Genomic DNA, 17,990 nt, shown 5'->3' with positions numbered 1-17,990 from the left:
TCCTCAGAGCTCTGCCGTCGACCGGATCAGCTCGACGATCCGCTCGCGCGCCGCCCGCCCCTCCGGCACGGGCAGCAGCGGGTACCCGTGCGGCAGCCCCGCCGCCTCGTGGAACTCCACCTCGGCCCCGTCCGCACGGGCCCGGCGCAGCAGCTCCCGGCTGTCCGTGGTCAGCACGTCCCGGGTCCCGGTGAACACCGTCATCGGCGCCAGGCCGGCGAAACCACCGTGCAGCGGGCTCACCCGGGGATCTTCGGCGGCCAGGGTTCCGGCGTACAGCCGGCCGGCCTCCAGCAGCCCCGGGCGGGCCAGCAGCGGATCGGCCGCCTCGAGGGCCGCCTGGTCCGGATGGCTCATGGTCACGTCCAGCCAGGGCGAGATCAGCACGATCCGGGACGGCTGGTCCCCGGTGCGGTCGCGCAGCCGCTGCGCGGCCGCCAGTGCCAACCCGGCCCCGGCCGAGTCACCGATCAGCACCGTCCCGCCGGAGCCGCCGCTCGCGATCAGACCGCTCAGCAGGTCGGCGGCGACCGGGACGGTCCGGTCGGCGGTACCGCGCGGAGCGAGGATGTACGCGGGCACGACGACCCGCGCCCGCGCCTGCGTGACCAGGGTCCGGATCAGTGCCCAGTGCGGGCGCTCCAGCTCGTGGACGTAGCCGCCCCCGTGCACGTACAGCACGTGGGCCGCGGGCTCCGCCCCGAGCGGGGAGACGTCGTACACCGGCCAGGCCCCGACGAACGTCCGCGAGATGTCGGCGACCCGCCCCAGCGACCGCGGCGGCAGATGGGAGGCCGGTCGGCGGGCGGCTTCCGCCACCGTGGCCCGGACGGCCTCCGCGCTCGCGTACCGTCTTCGCCGTCCCGCCGCGATCAGCGCCACCGACAGCGCCCTGCTGCGCAGACTCGGCACGCCCCTCACCTCCCCTTTTTCCCTCGCGCCGTCCCCAGCGCGAGCCCCTTCCCCGTCACGGGAGGAGCATAGGCGTGAAGCTGCGCTGTCGACCCGTTTAAGAAAGTCTCGATGGACTGATCACCGCACCGATCGGCAGATTGGTGCACGTCACCGCCGCCGTTCGGGCCCATCCGCCCGCGGCGTACCCTTCCGCATGCCTGGAGCCACCCCATGAAGGCACTCGTCAAGCACAAGGCAGAACCCGGCCTGTGGCTCATGGACGTCCCCGAGCCCGAATACGGCCCCGGCGACGTGCTGATCAAGGTGCTGCGCACCGGCATCTGCGGAACCGACCTGCACATCCGCTCCTGGGACGGCTGGGCGCAGGGCGCGGTCAAGACCCCCCTCGTCCTCGGTCACGAGTTCGTCGGCGAGGTCGCCGCGCTCGGCGCGGACGTGCAGGACATTGAGGTCGGCGCGCTGGTCAGCGGCGAGGGCCACCTGGTGTGCGGCAAGTGCCGCAACTGCCTGGCCGGCCGCCGCCACCTGTGCCGCAGCACGATCGGGCTCGGGGTCGGCCGCGACGGCGCCTTCGCCGAGTACGTCGTCCTGCCCGCCCAGAACGTGTGGGTGCACCGCACCCCCGTGGACCTGGACGTAGCCGCGATCTTCGACCCCTTCGGCAACGCCGTGCACACGGCGCTGTCCTTCCCGCTGGTCGGCGAGGACGTGCTGATCACCGGCGCCGGCCCGATCGGGATCATGGCGGCGGCCGTGGCCAAGCACGCCGGCGCGCGCAACGTGGTCATTACCGACGTCAGCCCCGAGCGCCTGGAGATCGCCCGCAAGGCGGGCGCCACCCTCGCCGTCAACGTGGCCGAGTCCTCGATCGCCGAGGCGCAGGCCAAGCTCGGCCTGCGCGAGGGCTTCGACATCGGCCTGGAGATGTCCGGCCGGGGCGAGGCCATGCGCGACATGATCGACAACATGACGCACGGCGGCCGGATCGCCATGCTGGGCCTGCCCGCGCAGGAGTTCCCGGTCGACTGGGCGAAGGTAGTCACCTCGATGATCACGATCAAGGGCATCTACGGCCGTGAGATGTTCGAGACCTGGTACGCGATGACCGTGCTGCTCGAGGGCGGGCTCGACCTGAGCCCGGTCATCACCGGCCGCTACTCGCACCGCGACTTCGAGGCCGCCTTCGACGAGGCCTCGACCGCCCGCAGTGGCAAGATCATCCTGGACTGGACGGCGTAACCACCCGCCGGCCACAACTCCCGAACCACCTCCCTCCGGGCCGGGCCCCGCCACCCTCCCCCCTCCGCGGGGCCCGGCCCCCTCCCTCGTCGCCCTCCGCCGCACAAGGAGAACCGCACCATGTTCGAGACCGTCCGCGAGGACCTGCGCTCCACCCTCGACGAGATCCGCGCCGCCGGCCTGCACAAGCCCGAGCGCGTCATCGGCACCCCGCAGAACGCGGCCGTCGCCGTCACCTCGGGCGGCGCCGCCGGCGAGGTGCTCAACTTCTGCGCCAACAACTACCTGGGGCTGGCCGACCACCCCGAGGTCGTCGCCGCGGCGAAGGACGCGCTGGACCGCTGGGGCTACGGAATGGCCTCCGTCCGCTTCATCTGCGGCACCCAGGAGGTGCACAAGGAGCTGGAAGCGCGGCTCTCGGCCTTCCTCGGCCAGGAGGACACGATCCTCTACTCCTCCTGCTTCGACGCCAACGGCGGCGTCTTCGAGACCCTGCTCGGCGCCGAGGACGCGGTCATCTCCGACGCCCTCAACCACGCCTCGATCATCGACGGCATCCGCCTCTCCAAGGCCCGCCGCTTCCGCTACGCCAACCGCGACCTGGCCGAGCTCGAAGCCCGCCTGAAGGAAGCCACCGAGGGCGGCGCCCGCCGCAAGCTGATCGTCACCGACGGCGTCTTCTCCATGGACGGCTACGTCGCCCCGCTCGCGGAGATCTGCGACCTGGCCGAACGCTACGACGCCATGGTCATGGTCGACGACTCGCACGCCGTCGGCTTCGTCGGCCCCGGCGGACGCGGCACCCCCGAGCTGCACGGCGTCATGGACCGCGTCGACATCATCACCGGCACCCTCGGCAAGGCCCTCGGCGGCGCCTCCGGCGGCTACGTCGCGGCCCGCGCCGAGATCGTGGAGCTGCTGCGCCAGCGCTCGCGCCCGTACCTCTTCTCCAACTCCCTCGCCCCGGTCATCGCGGCGGCCTCCCTCAAGGTCCTCGACCTGCTGGAGTCGGCCGGTGACCTGCGCGAACACCTCGCCGCCAACACCGCGCTCTTCCGTACGAAGATGACCGAGGCCGGCTTCGAGATCCTGCCCGGCGACCACGCCATCGCCCCGGTCATGATCGGCGACGCGGCCGAGGCGGCCAGGATGGCGGAGCTGCTCCTGGAGCGCGGCGTGTACGTGATCGGCTTCTCCTACCCGGTGGTGCCGATGGGCGCGGCGCGCATCCGCGTCCAGCTCTCCGCGGCCCACTCGACGGCCGACGTCGAGCGCGCGGTGGCCGCCTTCATCGACGCCCGCGCCGCCCTCGGCACCGCCGGGGCCTGAGGGGCTCGAGAGGTCTGTGCACCCTGAGACAATGGTGGGGTGATCGACCCCCGCCGGCTGCGCATCCTGCGGGCCGTGGCGGACCACCGTACGGTGACCGCCGCGGCCGCAGCCCTGTACCTCACCCCCTCCGCCGTCTCCCAGCAGCTCGCTGCGCTGGAGCAGGAGACGGGCCACGCGCTGCTCACCCGCAGCGGTCGTGGCGTACGGCTCACGGCGGCCGGTGAGATCCTGCTCGGCCACGCGCACGAGGTGCTCGCGCAGCTGGAGCGGGCGGAGGCGGAACTCGCGGCGTACGCGGGCGGTTCGGCGGGCGAGGTCACCGTCGCCGCCTTCGCCACGGGCATCGCGGAAGTACTGGCCCCGGCCATCGCCCGGCTCGCGCTGGAACGGCCGGGCATCCGGCTGCGGGTCCGCGACGCGGAAGGTGACCAGAGCCTGCCGCAGCTGCTGGACGGCGAGGCGGACCTCGCGCTGGCCGTCGAGTACCGGGGCGGCCCGGGCGCCGACGACGCGCGGCTGTCCGTCCTCCCGCTGTACGCGGAACCCTTCGACGCCGTCCTGCCCTCGGGGCACCCGCTGGCCGACCTGCCCGCGGTGTCGCTGGCCGACCTCTCCGACTCGGACTGGGTGGGCCAGTACCCCGGCAACCCGTGCCACGACGTGACGCTGCTCGCCTGCGAACTGGCGGGCTTCCAGCCCCGGCTCGTGCACTCCTCGGACGACTTCCGCGCCGTGACGGCGCTGGTGGGCGCGGGGGCCGGAGTGGCGCTCGTCCCGCGCTCGGCCCTGCGCGGCATGGACCTCAAGGAGGTCCAGGTCCGCCCGGTCACGGGCCCGGCGGCCACCCGCCGCGTCTTCGCGGCCACTCGCCGCGGCGGCGAGACCCACCCCCTGATCGCGCCCGTCCTGGCCGCCCTGGTCCGGGAGTCGGAGCGGCTCCCGGCGCACTGAGCACCGCCCGGGTCCGGCGGCCGGATCCGCGAGCGGACGGTCCCGGGCGCCATGGCGTGCGAGCTGCGTTCCGACCGTGCCGCAGCCCGATCTCCCGGGCGGGCGGGGGACTTTGCGGCGCGCGCTCGCGTCGCAGGACCCGGCGGACGACGTTACGATTTTGCTGAGAGTGCCAATAGTCCACGGCGGTTCCCGTAAGAGGAACGGTCACGCGACGGGCGCCCGGGGGCATCCACCCGCTCTGATGATGCGTTTCCTTACCCTCCGCATGTGCGTTGAGGAGGACATCATGGCTCGGGATCACGGTAACCAGCAGAGGAACATGCCGGGCCCGGAGGCCGACCGGCCGCTGAGAATGGTCCCCGACGTCGGTGAGCACGCGGATGCAGGTGGTGTACTGCGCAAATACCTCGATCCGGGAGCGACCTTGGTCCGTGCGTCGACGGCGCGCAAGGCCATCGACTCGTTCATGGCGGCGCGCTCGGGAGACCTGAAGACCGGCTCGATCGATCTGCGCGAGGTGGAATCGACCGAAGGCGCGGCGACGCTGCGCGTGCGCTTCCAGCAGTTCCACAACGATCTCCCGGTGGTGGGCGCCACCGTCCAGGCCGTTGCCGACGTCAAGCAGGCCAGTGTGATCCAGGTCGACCACACCGGGGAGATGGACGTCGCGGATGCTCCCGACCCCGGTGACGCGCGTACGGTCGCCGACGTCTTGAAGGTCGCCCTCGCGCCCTTCAAGAAGGACTTCGAAGCCGCCGACGTGATCAAGGACGAACTCGTCTACGTGCGGGACAGGGACCGGCCCGCCCTGCCCGAGGGCGACTACCCCTCCGCTTCCGTCGCGCTGCTGAAGAAGGGGAGGAAGCCGGACGGCGCACTGCACCTCGTGCACGACCTGGTGGTCGAGACCACCGGCCCCTTCGAACAGTTCCGCGTCGTCGTGGACGCCATTGCGGGCACCCTGCTCTGGGTCGAGCTCATGGGGAAGTACGTGACGGCCACCCTCAAGGTCTTCTCACCCGACCCCGTCACCGAGTCGAACGACAGCACGCTCCACGCCGGGTCCGGCGCGGCGAAGCTGAACGGCTTCCGGCACGACGTCCAGGCCGAGGTCGCACCCGCCAGCGGTGGAAAGTTCCGGCTCGACGGGGAGTGGTTCCGGTGCAACGACTGGGACACCCCGAGCTTCGCCCAACCCGCGGAGACGTCAGCGTCTTTCTCGTACGACACCTACCCCAAGAACCGTGCCTTCCTGAGTGCGAACGCCTACTACTGGCTCGACTCCACCGCGCGCTACCTCCGGACCCTGGGAAACACGACCCTCAACGCCAACATGGTCAAGGTCGACGTCGACGCCCAGGGGGCCAACGGCGAGGACAACAGCGAGTGGATCGGTACGACGACACCCCCGCGGATCCGCTTCGGCGAGGGCGGCGCACCCGATGCCGCCGACTTCGGCGTCATCGTCCACGAGTACACCCACGGCGTGTTCGACTGGCTCGGTGCCAGCCACGGCGGGTCCGGGTCGTACGAGCACAGCATCTGCGACGTGCTTCCCGCCATCTACCGGGACCGGTTCAACCCCGGTCAGCACCGGCGCACCGAGACGTTCCCCTTCGACAACAACGTGAACGACCAGTGGAGCACGGAGCGCACGCTCGACCGCTCCGAGCGGTTCGACGACGCGGCGTTCAACAGTTACCCCTTCAACCTCCGCAACTCGATGCTGGGCACGGCGCTCTGGCGGTGCTACCTGGGCATGGGCGGCGACTCGATCGATCCCGCCGTACGGATCGCGGCCGCCGACGAGATGATCAAGACGATGCTGGAGATGTTGCTCATCGTGCCGGACTCCTCCTCCACGAGCCGTGCGCACGCCGTCAGCATGGCCCAGGGCTGCATCACCGCGGACTCGGCCCTCACCGGCGGTCTCTACAGCAAGGTGATGGACGAGGCCTTCGTGAACCAGGGGCTGTGGGCGCGGCGGCCGGTGGACGTCTACATCGCGGACAACCCCGCCGACCTCGGCGCGCAGCCGAGCGGTCCGCTGCACTGGACCTCCCCCGACATCTGGGTCCGCAACCGTCACATCAGCACCGGGGACAACCCCGCGCTCGGTCACGAGCCGCCCATCAACGGCCAGCCGAACTTCCTCTACGTGCGGGTGCACAACCGGGGGATCCAGGCGGCGTCGAGCGGCGGGTTCCAGGTCGAGGCCTTCCGATGTGACCCGGGCACGGGGATGATCTGGCCCACGCACTTCGAGTCGTTGGGCACGCTGGTGATCGACGAGCCGATCCCGCCCGGTGGGTCCGTGCGGGTCGGGCCCTTCAGTTGGACCCCGCAGATCGTGGAGCAGGAGGGCCTGGTGGCCGTGGTGCACGGCGCTGCGGATCCCGCCATCACCGCCACGCTCAACGGACCGGTGCCGCACGACCGGGTCATCCGGTTCGACAACAACGTGGGGCAGCGCAACGTGGTGCCGCAGATGGCCGCGCCCGGCGGCAAGACCAGCACGACGATCGCCCTCCGCGGCGGCCTGACCTCCACCTCCGGCTCCTGGCACCTCGACGCGACGGCACTGCCCGAGGACACCAGGATCTCGATCCGCACGCTGAGCCGCATCGTCGGGTCCGCCGAGCTGACCAACCTCAAGGTGGCCGAGAAGGGCTCCGTGCGCACGACGCTCGAAATGAAGGGCGGCAGCACCGCGGTCGTCGACGGCTTCCGCCTCGAGGCGGACGACCGGGCGGCAGCCGACATCACCATCGACTTCTCCCACCACGCCGACCACCTCCGCCTCTATCCCTTCATCGCCACCCAGTACCAGGACAGCCTGATCGCCGGCCGCATGACCATCCAGATCACCGCCGTCAAGGAACTCGAAGGCTTCTTCTTCGGCAACCCGCGCAGCGGCGAGCTCCACGTCTCCACCTGCCCGTACTGGTCGAAACTGGGTGCCGGCAGCAAGGTCCCCTTCCGCTGTGCCGAAGACGCGGTCGCACGCGGGTACAACGGTTGCGCCTACTGCCAACCCGCCCTCAACACCGGCTGAAAGGCGGCCCGTGATGCAACACGACACACGTGCGGCGCTGCCGCTGGCACCCCCCGAGAAGCGCTACCCGCCCAGCGCCGCCGAGCCCCTGGCGCCGGCCGAACGCAAGCGGGCGGACACGCAGAAGAACGAATTCGTCACCACGCTGGTCGAGTCGGTCTCGGCGGACGAGCTGATGAACTCCGTCGAGGCACTCGCGGCCTTTCACACGCGGCACACCTTCTCGCCCCTCATCGGCCAGGCCGCCGAGGAGATCGTGAGCCGGTTCGAAGCGGCCGGGTACACGGACGTGGTCCGGCGCACGTGGACCAATGCCGGGCACAGTGCCGACAACGTGATCTGCACCAAACCCGGGACGGTTGCCGGTCGGCCCGTCATCATCGTGTGCGCCCACTACGACAGCCGCATGGCGGACCTGAACAACACCACGGCACGCGCTCCGGGAGCCGACGACAACGGCAGCGGCGTGGCCGCGGTGCTCGAGATCGCGCGCCTGCTCGCCCCCGTCGCGCTGTCCTCCACCCTCCAGTTCGTGGCGTTCTCCGGCGAGGAACAGGGGCTGTGGGGTGCCACGGAGTATGCCGCGGAGCTCCACGCCACCGACGGCGAGGCCTATCGGGTCGTGAACCTGGACATGGTGGGGAGGCCGCCGGCGGACGGCTCCGTGACGGTGGAGCACGACCAGGGGAACGCCGTGCCGGACAATGACGCCGCGTCGAAGGCCTTCGCCGTGGTCATGGCGCGGGCCGCCGCGGACCACACGGCACTGCCGGTCATGCTCGGCCCCATCTTCGCCAGTGACTACATGCCGTTCGAAGCGCACGGCGACGTGACGATCGGTGCCTACGAGGGAGAGGGGAACCCGCACTACCACGAGACGTCGGACATGCCGGACACGCTCGACTACGGCTACCTCGCCGACGTCACCAGGATGACCCTGGCGACCTTGCTCGCCGATGCGCGGCAGGTCGTGGGGTAGCGCGCGGCGCCCCCGTGGGCGGTGGCCGTGCCGGCGCCGCCCACGGAGGCACCCCGCTCACACCTCTGCTCACACTCCCGCTACACCTCTACTCACACTCCCGCTCACACCTCGCTCATACCCGGACCACCTCCACGCCCACCGTCTCGAACTCCCGGGCGACCGCGTCCGCCAGGCCCGTGTCCGTCACCAGGACGTCCACCGACGAGGTCGCGCAGATACGGGCGAACGCGCGGACGCCCAGTTTGCTGGAGTCCGCCGCGACGACCACCCGGCGGGCGCGTTCGCACAACAGGCGGTTGATCGAGGCCTCGTCCTCGTGGCGGGTCGCCGCGCCGTTCTGCGGGTCGAAGCCGTCCACGCCGAGCACCGCCGTGTCCACCGCGAGCTGCCCGAGGACCTGCTCGGCGAGCGGGCCCGTCAGCTCGTATGACTGGGGGCGGGCCACCCCGCCCGACAGTACGATCTTGAACTGCGGTCGGATCACCAACTCGCCTGCGATGTTGAGGGCGTTGGTCACCACGGTGAGCGCCGGCGAGCCCTGGGCCAGGTCCGGTCGCCCGGCCAGGGCGCGCGCCACCTCCGTGGTCGTGGTGCCTCCCGTCAGGCCGATCACCTCGCCCGGGGCGATCAATGCCGCCACCGCCTCGCTGATTCGGCGCTTCTCGGCGGCGCGGCGCGAGGTGCGGTAGCGCAGCGGGAGTTCGTACGAGACCCCGTGCAGCACCGCCCCGCCGCGCGTACGGACCAGCAGTTGCTGTTCGGCGAGCTGGTCGAGGTCGCGGCGGATGGTCGCGGCGGACACCCCGAGGGTCTCGGCCGCCGGTTCGACTTCCAGCTCGCCCCGTTCCACCAACAGGTCCAGCAGCGCCTGCCAGCGCTCCTTGCGGGTCATCGGCCGCCCCTCCCGTGCTCGTCCCGTGGCCCCGGTCGGGCTACCCGGCGACACTAACTCAGCAGATCACCTCGTGTTTGCTTGAAGTTGCGCGAAAGTGCGAGCTACCGTGCAGGAAAACGCAGAACGTTCCACGCACAACACATTCAGACCCGCCTGTCGCACGAGGGAGCCTGTATGAGTCACGTCGCGTACGAGTTGGGCACGCAGCCCGCATGCTGGGAGCGGGCCGCCGAACTGGCCCCGGCCCGGCGGGCGGTGCTCCCGCAGCCGGGGGAGCGCACCGCGATCGTCGGCTGCGGGACCTCGTACTACATGGCCCGGGCGGCCGCCGTGCTGCGCGAGGGGGCCGGACACGGCGAGACCGACGCCTTCCCCGCCTCCGAGTTCCCGCGCCACCGCCGCTACGACCGGGTCGTCGCCCTGACCCGGTCCGGCACCACCACCGAGGTGCTGGACCTGCTGGCCGGGCTGCGGGACGCGGGCGTGCCCACGACCGCGGTCATCGGCGATCCGGCCACCCCGGTGATGACCGCCGCGGACGAGTTGGTCGTCCTCGACTTCGCCGACGAACAGTCCGTCGTGCAGACCCGGTTCGCGACCACCGCCCTCACCTTGTTGCGCGCCCACGTCGGACTGCACACCCCCTCCGTGGTCGCCGACGCCCGCACCGCCCTCGTCGAGCCGCTGCCCGCCGACATCGCCGGCCGGGGCCAGTTCACCTTCCTCGGCCGCGGCTGGAGCGTCGGACTCGCCCACGAGGCCGCGCTGAAGATGCGCGAGGCCTCGCTGTCCTGGGCCGAGTCCTACCCGGCGATGGAGTACCGGCACGGGCCCATCAGCGTCTCCGGGCCCGGCACCGTGACCTGGTCGCTCGACGAGGCCCCCGACGGGCTCGCCGAACAGGTGCGCGCCACCGGCTCCCAATGGGTGCCCGGGCGCCTCGACCCGCTCGCCGAACTGGTCCGCGTACACCGCCTCGCCCTCGCCGTCGCCGCCCACCAGCAGCTCGATCCGGACGCGCCGCGCAACCTCACGCGCTCGGTGATCCTCACCACCGGTGAGGAGGCGGTCCGATGAGCCTGGTCCGCGCCGGTGACCTGGTCCTGGAGGCGGCCGCGGCCGGCCGGGCCGTCGCCGCCTTCAACGTCATCACCCTGGAGCACGCCGAAGCCGTCGTGGCCGGGGCCGAGGCCGCCGGCCTGCCCGTCATCCTCCAACTGAGCGAGAACGCCGTGAAGTTCCGCGGCGGGCAGTTGCTGCCCATCTCCCGGGCCGCCGGCGCGTGCGCGGAGGCCGCCGGTGTCCCCGTCGGCCTGCACCTCGACCACGTCAAGAGCCCCGAGCTGCTCCGGCAGGCCTGCGACGCCGGATACAGCTCGGTGATGTACGACGCCGCGCAACTCCCGTACGCCGAGAACCTGGAAGCCACCCGGTCCGCGGCCGACTGGGCCCACGCCAACGGGCTGTGGATCGAGGCCGAGCTGGGCGAGGTGGGCGGCAAGAACGGCGCCGCGCCGCCCGATCCGCACGCGCCCGGCGCCCGTACCGACCCCGACGAGGCCCGGCGGTTCGTCGCCGACTCGGGGGTCGACGCCCTCGCCGTCGCCATCGGCAGCAGCCACGCGATGACCAGCCGGACCGCGGCCCTGGACCACGTGCTGCTGGCCCGGCTGGCCAAGACCGTGGACGTCCCGCTCGTCCTGCACGGCTCCTCCGGGCTGCCGGACGCCGAGCTCGCGGCAGCCGTCGCGGGCGGCATCCGCAAGGTCAACATCGGCACCGCCCTGAACGTGGCGATGACCGAAGCCATCCGCACCCACCTGACCCCGGCGGACCCCCGGCCGTACCTGACGGCGGCCCGTACGGCGATGACGGCGACGGCGACGGCCATGATCGGCGCCCTGAACTGACGGGCGGCTGGGGCGGCGATCACGGACACCCAGCGGGGACGCACGACCTCGCCCACCCGCCCGAGGAATTCGGCGCCGCCCTCGCACGGCTCGTCGACGGGCGCAGCGACCCGGCCGCCCCGGTCACCGGCGAGCCCGGCCCATCGTGCGGCGGCGGCGACCCCACTGCACCCACGTCTCGGGCGAGTTGGAACCCCGTTGCCCTCAGATGCCGATGGCCCCGTCGATCCGCTCGCGCAGGAGGTCGGCGTGCCCGTTATGCCGCGCGTACTCCTCGACCATGTGGATCAGTACCCAGCGCAGCGACACCTTCCCGCGCCACGCGTCGACGGCCTCGACGTCCAGATCGGGTGCCCCGGCCACGAAGGTTTCGGCGAAGGCCACTTCGGTGCGCCACGCTTCCCAGGCCGCTTCGACCGCTGCGGGATCGGACCGGGCTCCGTCGAAGTCCCCGTCGGGATCCTCCGCCGAGGAGAAGCGGGGTGGTGCGTCCTGCCCCGCCAGGACCTGCCGGAACCAGCGGCGCTCCACATCGGCCAGGTGCCGGACCAGGCCGAGCAGGGAGAGCGTGGACGGTTTCACCGACCGGTGCGCCAACTCGAGCTCCAGGCCCGCGCCCTTGAGTTCCAGGGTGGCGCGGTGGTCCGCCAGGAAGGCGACCAGCATCCGCCGCTCGTCACCGGTCGCGGGGCCGCTGAAGCGGCCGTCCCGCCCGGGTTCGACGAAGAATTCCGCTCTGCTGCGTGGGCTCGTCATGGTCGCGAGTATGAACGCCGGTTCTGATCGGCCGGTACCCAGGTCCTTCCGAATTCTTGTAACGGGTTCTAGTCTGACCGCCGCCACCACAGCGACCGGCTGGACCGCGAGACCCCCGGAGGGGCCCGTGCACCTCGAATACACGCCTGAGCAGCAGCAGTTGCGCACCGAACTGCGCGCCTACTTCGCCGAGCTCGTGCCGCAGGACGTCTACGCCCGCTACGAGGACCCGGTCGCCCAGAAGCGCTTCTACCGGGACACCATCCGCCGGCTCGGGGCCGACGGCTGGCTGGGGGTCGGCTGGCCCGAGGAGTACGGCGGCCGCGGGATGACCCCGATGGACCAGTTCATCTTCTTCGACGAGGCCGCGCAGGCCGTCGTACCGCTGCCCCTGATGGCGCTCAACACGGTCGGGCCGACCATCATGCAGTTCGGCACCGACGAGCAGAAGGCGTACTTCCTGCCGAAGATCCTCGCCGGGGAGATCGACTTCGCCATCGGCTACAGCGAACCCGACGCCGGCACCGACCTCGCCGCCCTCAAGTGCAAGGCCGTGCGCGAGGGCGACGAGGAGACCGGCACGTACGTCGTCGACGGACAGAAGATCTGGACCACCAACGGAGACACCGCCGACTGGGTCTGGCTCGCCGTGCGCACCGACCCGGACGCCCCCGCCCACAAGGGCATCACGATGCTCCTGGTCCCGACCTCGGACCCCGGCTACTCCTGCACCCTCATCAACACCCTCGCCTCGCACGACACCACCGCCAGCTACTACGAGAACATCCGGGTCCCGGCGAGCCGTCGCGTAGGCCGGGAGAACAAGGGCTGGCGCCTGATCACCAATCAGCTCAACCACGAACGCGTCACCCTCGCCGCACACGGCACGATGGCCATCCGGGCCCTCCACGACGTCCAACGCTGGGCCGCCGCGACGAAACTCGCCGACGGCCGCCGGGTCATCGACCTCTCCTGGGTCCGCGGCCGCCTCGCGCGCACCCACGCCCGGCTCGACGCGATGAAGCTGCTCAACTGGCAGATGGTGGGCGCGGTCCAGGCCGGCACCCTCACCCCGCAGGACGCTTCCGCGGTCAAGGTGTACGGCTCGGAAGCCCGCCGGGACGCGTACGCCTGGCTGATGGAGATCGTCGGCGCGGCCGGCTCCCTCAAGGACGGCTCGGCGGGCGCCGTCCTGCACGGCGAGCTCGAACGCGGCTACCGCAGCGCCGTGATCTTCACCTTCGGCGGGGGCAACAACGAGATCCAGCGCGAGATCATCTCCTGGATAGGCCTCGGCATGCCGCGCGTGCGCCGCTAGCCGCGCGTGGTCGGGTAGCCGGTAGTGGGCCGCACAATCGCGAACGATCGGGATCAGCCTGCGCAACACAGCCTCGGCATTCGCCCCAACGGCGTTCACGCCGTCGAGATCCCCGGAAACCGGGCGCTCCTGGTCGTCGAAAGCCCCAAGAACGGTTCAGTGTCGGCGGGCTCGGCGGGCCGCTCGATCGCGCCAGTGGCAGTACGCCGCCGCCGGGTCGGTCCAGTACTTCCACGGGAGGGCGTCCACGTAGCCGTCTACCAGGCGGAACTGGGTCAGTGCCGCGTCGTAGCGCTTCTGGCGGGTCAAGAAGTAGGCCAGCAGGTGGCGCAGCTCGGCGGTGTTCGGGTGGTCGGCGGGGGCCGCGGCGAGGTCGGCCAGGGCGGCGTCGACCAGGGAGGTCACGTGGGGTGAGAGGAAGTCGGCGTCGCTCGCGTCCGTGTCGCGGTGTTCGTACCAGGCGATGAGGGGGAGCGCGGTGAGCAGGCTGCCGGCCGGCGCGTCCGTTGCTGCCCGCTGGGCGAAGGACATGGCGCGATCTTCCGAGCCGCGCCACTTCGCGCACCAGTACTGGAGCGCGGCGTAGTGCGCGTTGTAGTGGTGCGGGTCGCGGGCGGTGATCTCCTTCCAGATCCGGTCCATGTGCTCTTGGGAGTAGCCGAGGCCGAGCGCCGCCCATATCTCGTTGACATGGGGTGTGGGGTCGTCCGGGTTCAGTTCGGCCGCGCGGGCGTTCTCCTGCGGTACGCGGGCCAGGGTGGCGTGGAACCCGGCGAACTGCTCGGGGCTGGTGTGCTTGGCCCAGCCACCACCACGCTGGTGCCAGGCCAGGTTGACCATCGCCTTGGCTCGTACCAGTGCGAGGTCGGGGTCGTCCGGCCCGACGGCGGTCTCCCAGGTGTGCAGCCAGCTGCCGGGGCGGGCGGCCCGGTGGGATCCGAGGGTGGCGGCGTAGGAGGAGCGGCGTGCCCAGTCGCGGCGCTGTCTGGTCTCGGCCATCAACCGTGCGGCCGGCTCCCAACTGCCCCGGGCGGCTGCGGCGGCCGCCGATTCCAGCTCGGGGTCGGGCGCCGCGCGGCCGGTGTTCTGCCGGGACTGCGGGAGGAGTCCCGATTTTCGGGCGGCGCGGGACGAGTCCCGGCCGGGGAGGTCGCCGGTGGTGCGGCGGTAGAAGATGACAGCCACGGTGATGGCGAGCCCAATGACGACGATGCGAGCGACTTCCACGGTGTGAGCCCCCTGGTGAGGAGTGATCTGAACGGGTGGGGGGACACGGGAGTATGACCGGGGAGCGTGACCTCTCGCAAATGCTTTTGTACTGGTGAGGGAGTGCGGGAACGTCACTGTCGGATGGCCCGGCAAGACCGGCCTTGTCGGTCGGCAGCGCCTCGATGTGGCGGGCGATCGACCCGGCCTCCGGGACGGCTCGCGCTGATCCGTTCCATCGCGCCGCCGTGCGGTGGCGCCTGCTCACCCGACATCGCCAGTTCGCAAGTGGGCGGGGTCCGGGGAATCGGCGGGGTGATCAGCGCTGGCTGTTCAGGAAGCCGATCGCGACTGCACCCCACCAGGCGGCTTGTGAAACAGAGGCCGTCACGGCGCCGCGGATCATCAGCCGGCGGCTGACCGGGCCGCCGTCGACGGCGGCCAGCCGGTGGTGAAGGGCGGAGGCATGGACGCCGTTGAGGGAGAGCAGGAGCACGAGGCCGAGCTTGACGCACGTCAGAGGTGAGCTGAGATCGGGGTGGAGGAACGCACCGCTGAACAGCAGACCGCCGAGGCCGGCCCATACGGGGATGTGCAGCGGGGCCGTGAAGTCGAGCACTTCACGGAGGGTCTTGCGGCCCGTGAGCCACAGCGCGCCGTAGTAGTCGATGGCGAGCACCGCGCCGAAGCCCAGCACCAGGGAGGCGAGGTGCACGAAGAGTGCCACGGTGTGGAGGGTGACATCGGCGCGCAGGTGCAGGGCGATCCACGTCGTGGTCGCCCACCCGAGGCATACGGCGAGGGACGCCGCCGCAGGCCCGCACCAGGCGGGGAGCTGGAGAAGTTCTGCTTCCCGTCCTGGTCTTCGTGGGGTCGCGGTGGCGTCGGCGGTGGACATTGCTGCTCCAGGGATCTTCTGCGGGATGTGCTCACCCCGGCGGGGAGCGAACAAAGGTATGGCTGACCTAAGTGTCCATGGGCGTCAAGGTGGCCGTCCGCACTGTTGGCACGGCCCGGTGGGGACACGGTTCGAGCCGAGGGAGGGTGGCGAAACGTCGCGGCGTCGACGGCCTTCCTTCCATTTGCGCCCCCGGATATCCGGGGGTTTTGCCCCGGTGTTGGACTTTCTCGGACCGCCTGGTGATCAGGCGTGCAGTACGCCGGTGCCCAGCAGTCCGAAGAGGAGTACGCCGATGGCGATCCGGTAGACGACGAAGGCGTTGAACGAGTGCTTGGCGACGTACTTCAGGAGCCAGGCGATCGAGGCGTAGGCGACGGCGAAGGACACGGCGGTGCCGGTGACCAGGGGGAGGGCGTCGACGCCGGCGCCGAGGGCGTCCCGCAGCTCGTAGAGGCCCGCGCCGGTCAGGGCGGGGATGCCGAGGAAGAAGGACAGGCGGGTGGCTGCGACCCGCTCCAGGTCGAGGATGAGACCGGTGGACATGGTGGCGCCGGAGCGGGAGAAGCCGGGGAAGAGCAGGGCGAGGATCTGGGAGGAGCCGACCAGCATGGCGTCCCTGAGGTCGGTGTCGTCCTCGCCGCGCTTGTGGCGGCCCGTTCGGTCGGCCGCCCACATCAGGCCGCTGCCGACGATCAGCGATCCGGCCACCACCCACAGGGAGGCGAGCGGTCCTTCGATCAGCGGCTTCGCCGCGAGCCCCACGACCACGATGGGGATGGTGGCGTAGATGACCCACCAGGCGAACTTGTAGTCGTGGTGGTAGCGCTCCTCGCGGTCGGCGAGTCCGCGTCCCCAGGCGGAGACGATGCGCACGATGTCGTGGAAGAAGTAGACGAGGACTGCCGCGATCGCGCCCGTCTGGATGACGGCGGTGAAGGCCACGACGGACTTGTCGTCTACGGGGATGCCCATCAGCCCTTCGGTGATCTTGAGGTGGCCGGTGGACGAGACCGGCAGGAACTCCGTCACCCCTTCCACGATGCCCAGGACCACGGCCTGCCCCACACTGATCGCGCTCACGTGCCTTCACCTTCGTTCGACGGGACGGCGCCGGACTTCCGGCGCCGCAGGAGAGTCAGGAACATCCCGAGCACCCCGGCCCACTGAGCGGTCAGCAGCCATCCCGCCAGGACATCGGTGGGCCAGTGCATGCCGAGGTATACACGGCTGGCGCCCACGGCCGCCGCCCACAGCGCCGGTATCACGAGGAGCGTCCGGCGCGCCGGGCCCCGCACCACTCGGTGCACCCCGGCGGTGAGGAGGACCGCCACGGCAACGGAGGTGGTGGTGTGACCCGAGGGCATGGCGTAACCGTCGGCCGACCACGCCCACTCGGCGACCGGCGGTCGGGGCCTGGCGAGCCATGACGCCAAGGCGATGCGCGGCAGTTGCACCGACCCCAGAGCAAGTGCCCCCACCAGCGCCCCGCGCCAACGGTGGGCTCTGACGGTCATGGCCCCGGCGAGCATCGCCAGCAGGTAGGCGGGCACGCCGCTCCCCGTCACGGTGACCGCCACGGCCCATTCGACCGCCCGGCGCGGGCGGTGTTCCAGCACCCAGCGGTGCAGGGCTTCGTCCACTCCGAACGGAGCGCCGTGGGCCGCGCCGGCGGACGCGACCAGCGCCGCCAGCAGCATCGAGCACACCAGCACCGGTACGGCGGGCCACTGCCACGGCTTGCCGGCGGGGCGGGGTGCGGCCGCGGGTAGAGGGAGCATCTGCCGTCCTGTCTGAACAGACCGCCACGGCGGCGCGGCGGCACGGCGGCACGGCGGCACGGTGGGGAGGGCGTGGGGCGGGGAAGGCGCACTGCCTTCGGTCAGGGCGGGGCGAGGGCGCCCCACAGGAGCAGCGACACCAGCTCTTCGGTCGGCAGGGTTTCCGCAAGGCCGGGCGGAGCGTCGGACAAGACCATCGACTGGAACACCCGGGCCAGATGCTCCGGGGGCGTTCTGAGGAGCTCGCGCTCCGGTTCGAACAGAGCCGTCAGCGCTTCTCGGAGGGACGCGAGCTCTCCTTCGTATCGGGCGTGCCCGTCGAAGTTCTCCGTGGGCCCGGCGGGCCGGGTGGGCCGGGTGGGCCGGGGCCGGTCCAGGAGCATGGAATCGGCGAGTAGGAGCAGGCGGGTTGCGTACCTGCGCAGATGTACGGCGGCCGAGGCCAGTCGGGCTTCGAGCGGCACGGTCAGGTTGATCGCGTTGATGGCCGTCACCACTTCGTCCGCCCTGAGGGCTTCGGCCGCACAGGCGTCGAGCAGGGCGGTCTTGTCGGGGAACGCGGTGAAGACGGCCGCTGTCGGAACTCCCGCGGCCCGGGCGACCATCGAGGTGGTGACCGAGGTGCCGTGCCTCACGACCAGGGGCAGCGCTGCGGCGACGATCGCCGCGTGACCGGGGTGCTGGGTCATCTCCCGTCCTGAGGAGTCGGGGGCCAGGGCGAGCCGGCCGGCGAGTGGGGGTGGCGGGTT

Annotated in this window: 16 protein-coding genes; 8 read left to right on the top strand and 8 right to left on the bottom strand. The window is 71.3% G+C overall.

The annotated features are described in order from the left end of the window. Positions 1-3: 3 nt before the first annotated feature. Positions 4-912 (bottom strand): alpha/beta hydrolase, encoded by a 909-nt coding sequence (locus tag ACIQK6_RS03465; protein ID WP_329105392.1) that lies wholly within the window; start codon positions 910-912, stop codon positions 4-6. Positions 913-1,125: 213 nt separating this feature from the next. Between ACIQK6_RS03465 and tdh the strand changes: the two genes are divergently transcribed. The 5 genes from tdh (at position 1,126) to ACIQK6_RS03440 (ending at position 8,474) form a co-directional block, all read left to right on the top strand. Further along, the gene (gene tdh / locus ACIQK6_RS03460) at positions 1,126-2,154 is read left to right on the top strand and encodes an L-threonine 3-dehydrogenase (protein WP_329105394.1); all 1,029 of its coding nucleotides are present in this window, start codon (positions 1,126-1,128) and stop codon (positions 2,152-2,154) included. A gap of 120 nt (positions 2,155-2,274) precedes the next feature. Continuing rightward, positions 2,275-3,483: a glycine C-acetyltransferase gene (locus ACIQK6_RS03455; RefSeq protein WP_329105396.1), complete on the top strand. Its 1,209-nt coding sequence runs from the start codon at positions 2,275-2,277 to the stop codon at positions 3,481-3,483. 39 nt (positions 3,484-3,522) lie between these two features. Further along, positions 3,523-4,437 carry a LysR substrate-binding domain-containing protein gene (locus tag ACIQK6_RS03450; protein WP_327387049.1) on the top strand — a complete coding sequence of 305 codons (915 nt, stop codon included), beginning with the start codon at positions 3,523-3,525 and terminating at the stop codon, positions 4,435-4,437. A gap of 289 nt (positions 4,438-4,726) precedes the next feature. Further along, on the top strand, positions 4,727-7,495 hold the full coding sequence (locus ACIQK6_RS03445) for a hypothetical protein (protein ID WP_402694204.1): 2,769 nt from the start codon (positions 4,727-4,729) through the stop codon (positions 7,493-7,495). A 13-nt stretch (positions 7,496-7,508) separates the two neighbouring features. Beyond that, positions 7,509-8,474 carry a M28 family metallopeptidase gene (locus ACIQK6_RS03440; protein ID WP_402694203.1) on the top strand — a complete coding sequence of 322 codons (966 nt, stop codon included), beginning with the start codon at positions 7,509-7,511 and terminating at the stop codon, positions 8,472-8,474. Positions 8,475-8,589: 115 nt separating this feature from the next. On the opposite strand, the gene ACIQK6_RS03435 is transcribed toward ACIQK6_RS03440, so the two are convergent. Beyond that, positions 8,590-9,369, bottom strand: a complete 780-nt coding sequence (locus ACIQK6_RS03435; protein WP_402694202.1) for a DeoR/GlpR family DNA-binding transcription regulator — start codon at positions 9,367-9,369, stop codon at positions 8,590-8,592. A 177-nt stretch (positions 9,370-9,546) separates the two neighbouring features. Here ACIQK6_RS03435 and ACIQK6_RS03430 point away from each other — a divergent pair, with 177 nt between their 5' ends. Further along, positions 9,547-10,449, top strand: a complete 903-nt coding sequence (locus ACIQK6_RS03430) for a sugar isomerase (RefSeq protein WP_329105404.1) — start codon at positions 9,547-9,549, stop codon at positions 10,447-10,449. Further along, positions 10,446-11,282 carry a class II fructose-bisphosphate aldolase gene (locus ACIQK6_RS03425; protein WP_329105406.1) on the top strand — a complete coding sequence of 279 codons (837 nt, stop codon included), beginning with the start codon at positions 10,446-10,448 and terminating at the stop codon, positions 11,280-11,282. Before ACIQK6_RS03430 ends, ACIQK6_RS03425 begins: the two co-directional genes overlap by 4 nt. A 204-nt stretch (positions 11,283-11,486) precedes the next feature. On the opposite strand, the gene ACIQK6_RS03420 is transcribed toward ACIQK6_RS03425, so the two are convergent. Next, positions 11,487-12,038 carry a DinB family protein gene (locus ACIQK6_RS03420; RefSeq protein ID WP_329105407.1) on the bottom strand — a complete coding sequence of 184 codons (552 nt, stop codon included), beginning with the start codon at positions 12,036-12,038 and terminating at the stop codon, positions 11,487-11,489. A gap of 127 nt (positions 12,039-12,165) precedes the next feature. On the opposite strand from ACIQK6_RS03420, the gene ACIQK6_RS03415 reads away from it, so the two are divergent. Then, the gene (locus tag ACIQK6_RS03415; RefSeq protein ID WP_329105408.1) at positions 12,166-13,356 is read left to right on the top strand and encodes an acyl-CoA dehydrogenase family protein; all 1,191 of its coding nucleotides are present in this window, start codon (positions 12,166-12,168) and stop codon (positions 13,354-13,356) included. Positions 13,357-13,512: 156 nt separating this feature from the next. Here ACIQK6_RS03415 and ACIQK6_RS03410 read toward each other — a convergent pair whose 3' ends face one another. The 5 genes from ACIQK6_RS03410 to ACIQK6_RS03390 all read right to left on the bottom strand — a co-directional run bounded on the left by ACIQK6_RS03410 (position 13,513) and on the right by ACIQK6_RS03390 (position 17,930). After that, positions 13,513-14,583: a hypothetical protein gene (locus tag ACIQK6_RS03410; protein WP_402694201.1), complete on the bottom strand. Its 1,071-nt coding sequence runs from the start codon at positions 14,581-14,583 to the stop codon at positions 13,513-13,515. A gap of 298 nt (positions 14,584-14,881) precedes the next feature. Further along, a complete protein-coding gene (locus ACIQK6_RS03405; RefSeq protein ID WP_329105413.1) occupies positions 14,882-15,460 on the bottom strand; it encodes a hypothetical protein in 579 nt (192 codons plus the stop codon). Between the two features lie 246 nt (positions 15,461-15,706). Beyond that, positions 15,707-16,543: an undecaprenyl-diphosphate phosphatase gene (locus tag ACIQK6_RS03400; protein WP_329105415.1), complete on the bottom strand. Its 837-nt coding sequence runs from the start codon at positions 16,541-16,543 to the stop codon at positions 15,707-15,709. Beyond that, positions 16,540-17,241: a phosphatase PAP2 family protein gene (locus ACIQK6_RS03395; protein ID WP_329105417.1), complete on the bottom strand. Its 702-nt coding sequence runs from the start codon at positions 17,239-17,241 to the stop codon at positions 16,540-16,542. The genes ACIQK6_RS03400 and ACIQK6_RS03395 overlap by 4 nt, the downstream gene beginning before the upstream one ends. A gap of 101 nt (positions 17,242-17,342) precedes the next feature. Then, the gene (locus ACIQK6_RS03390) at positions 17,343-17,930 is read right to left on the bottom strand and encodes a helix-turn-helix domain-containing protein (RefSeq protein WP_329105419.1); all 588 of its coding nucleotides are present in this window, start codon (positions 17,928-17,930) and stop codon (positions 17,343-17,345) included. Positions 17,931-17,990 lie beyond the last annotated feature (60 nt).

This window comes from Streptomyces sp. NPDC091682 (genome assembly GCF_044756625.1).
In the GTDB taxonomy this organism is placed as follows: Bacteria; Actinomycetota; Actinomycetes; order Streptomycetales; family Streptomycetaceae; genus Streptomyces.
This window is presented reverse-complemented; position numbering and strand designations above follow the sequence as displayed.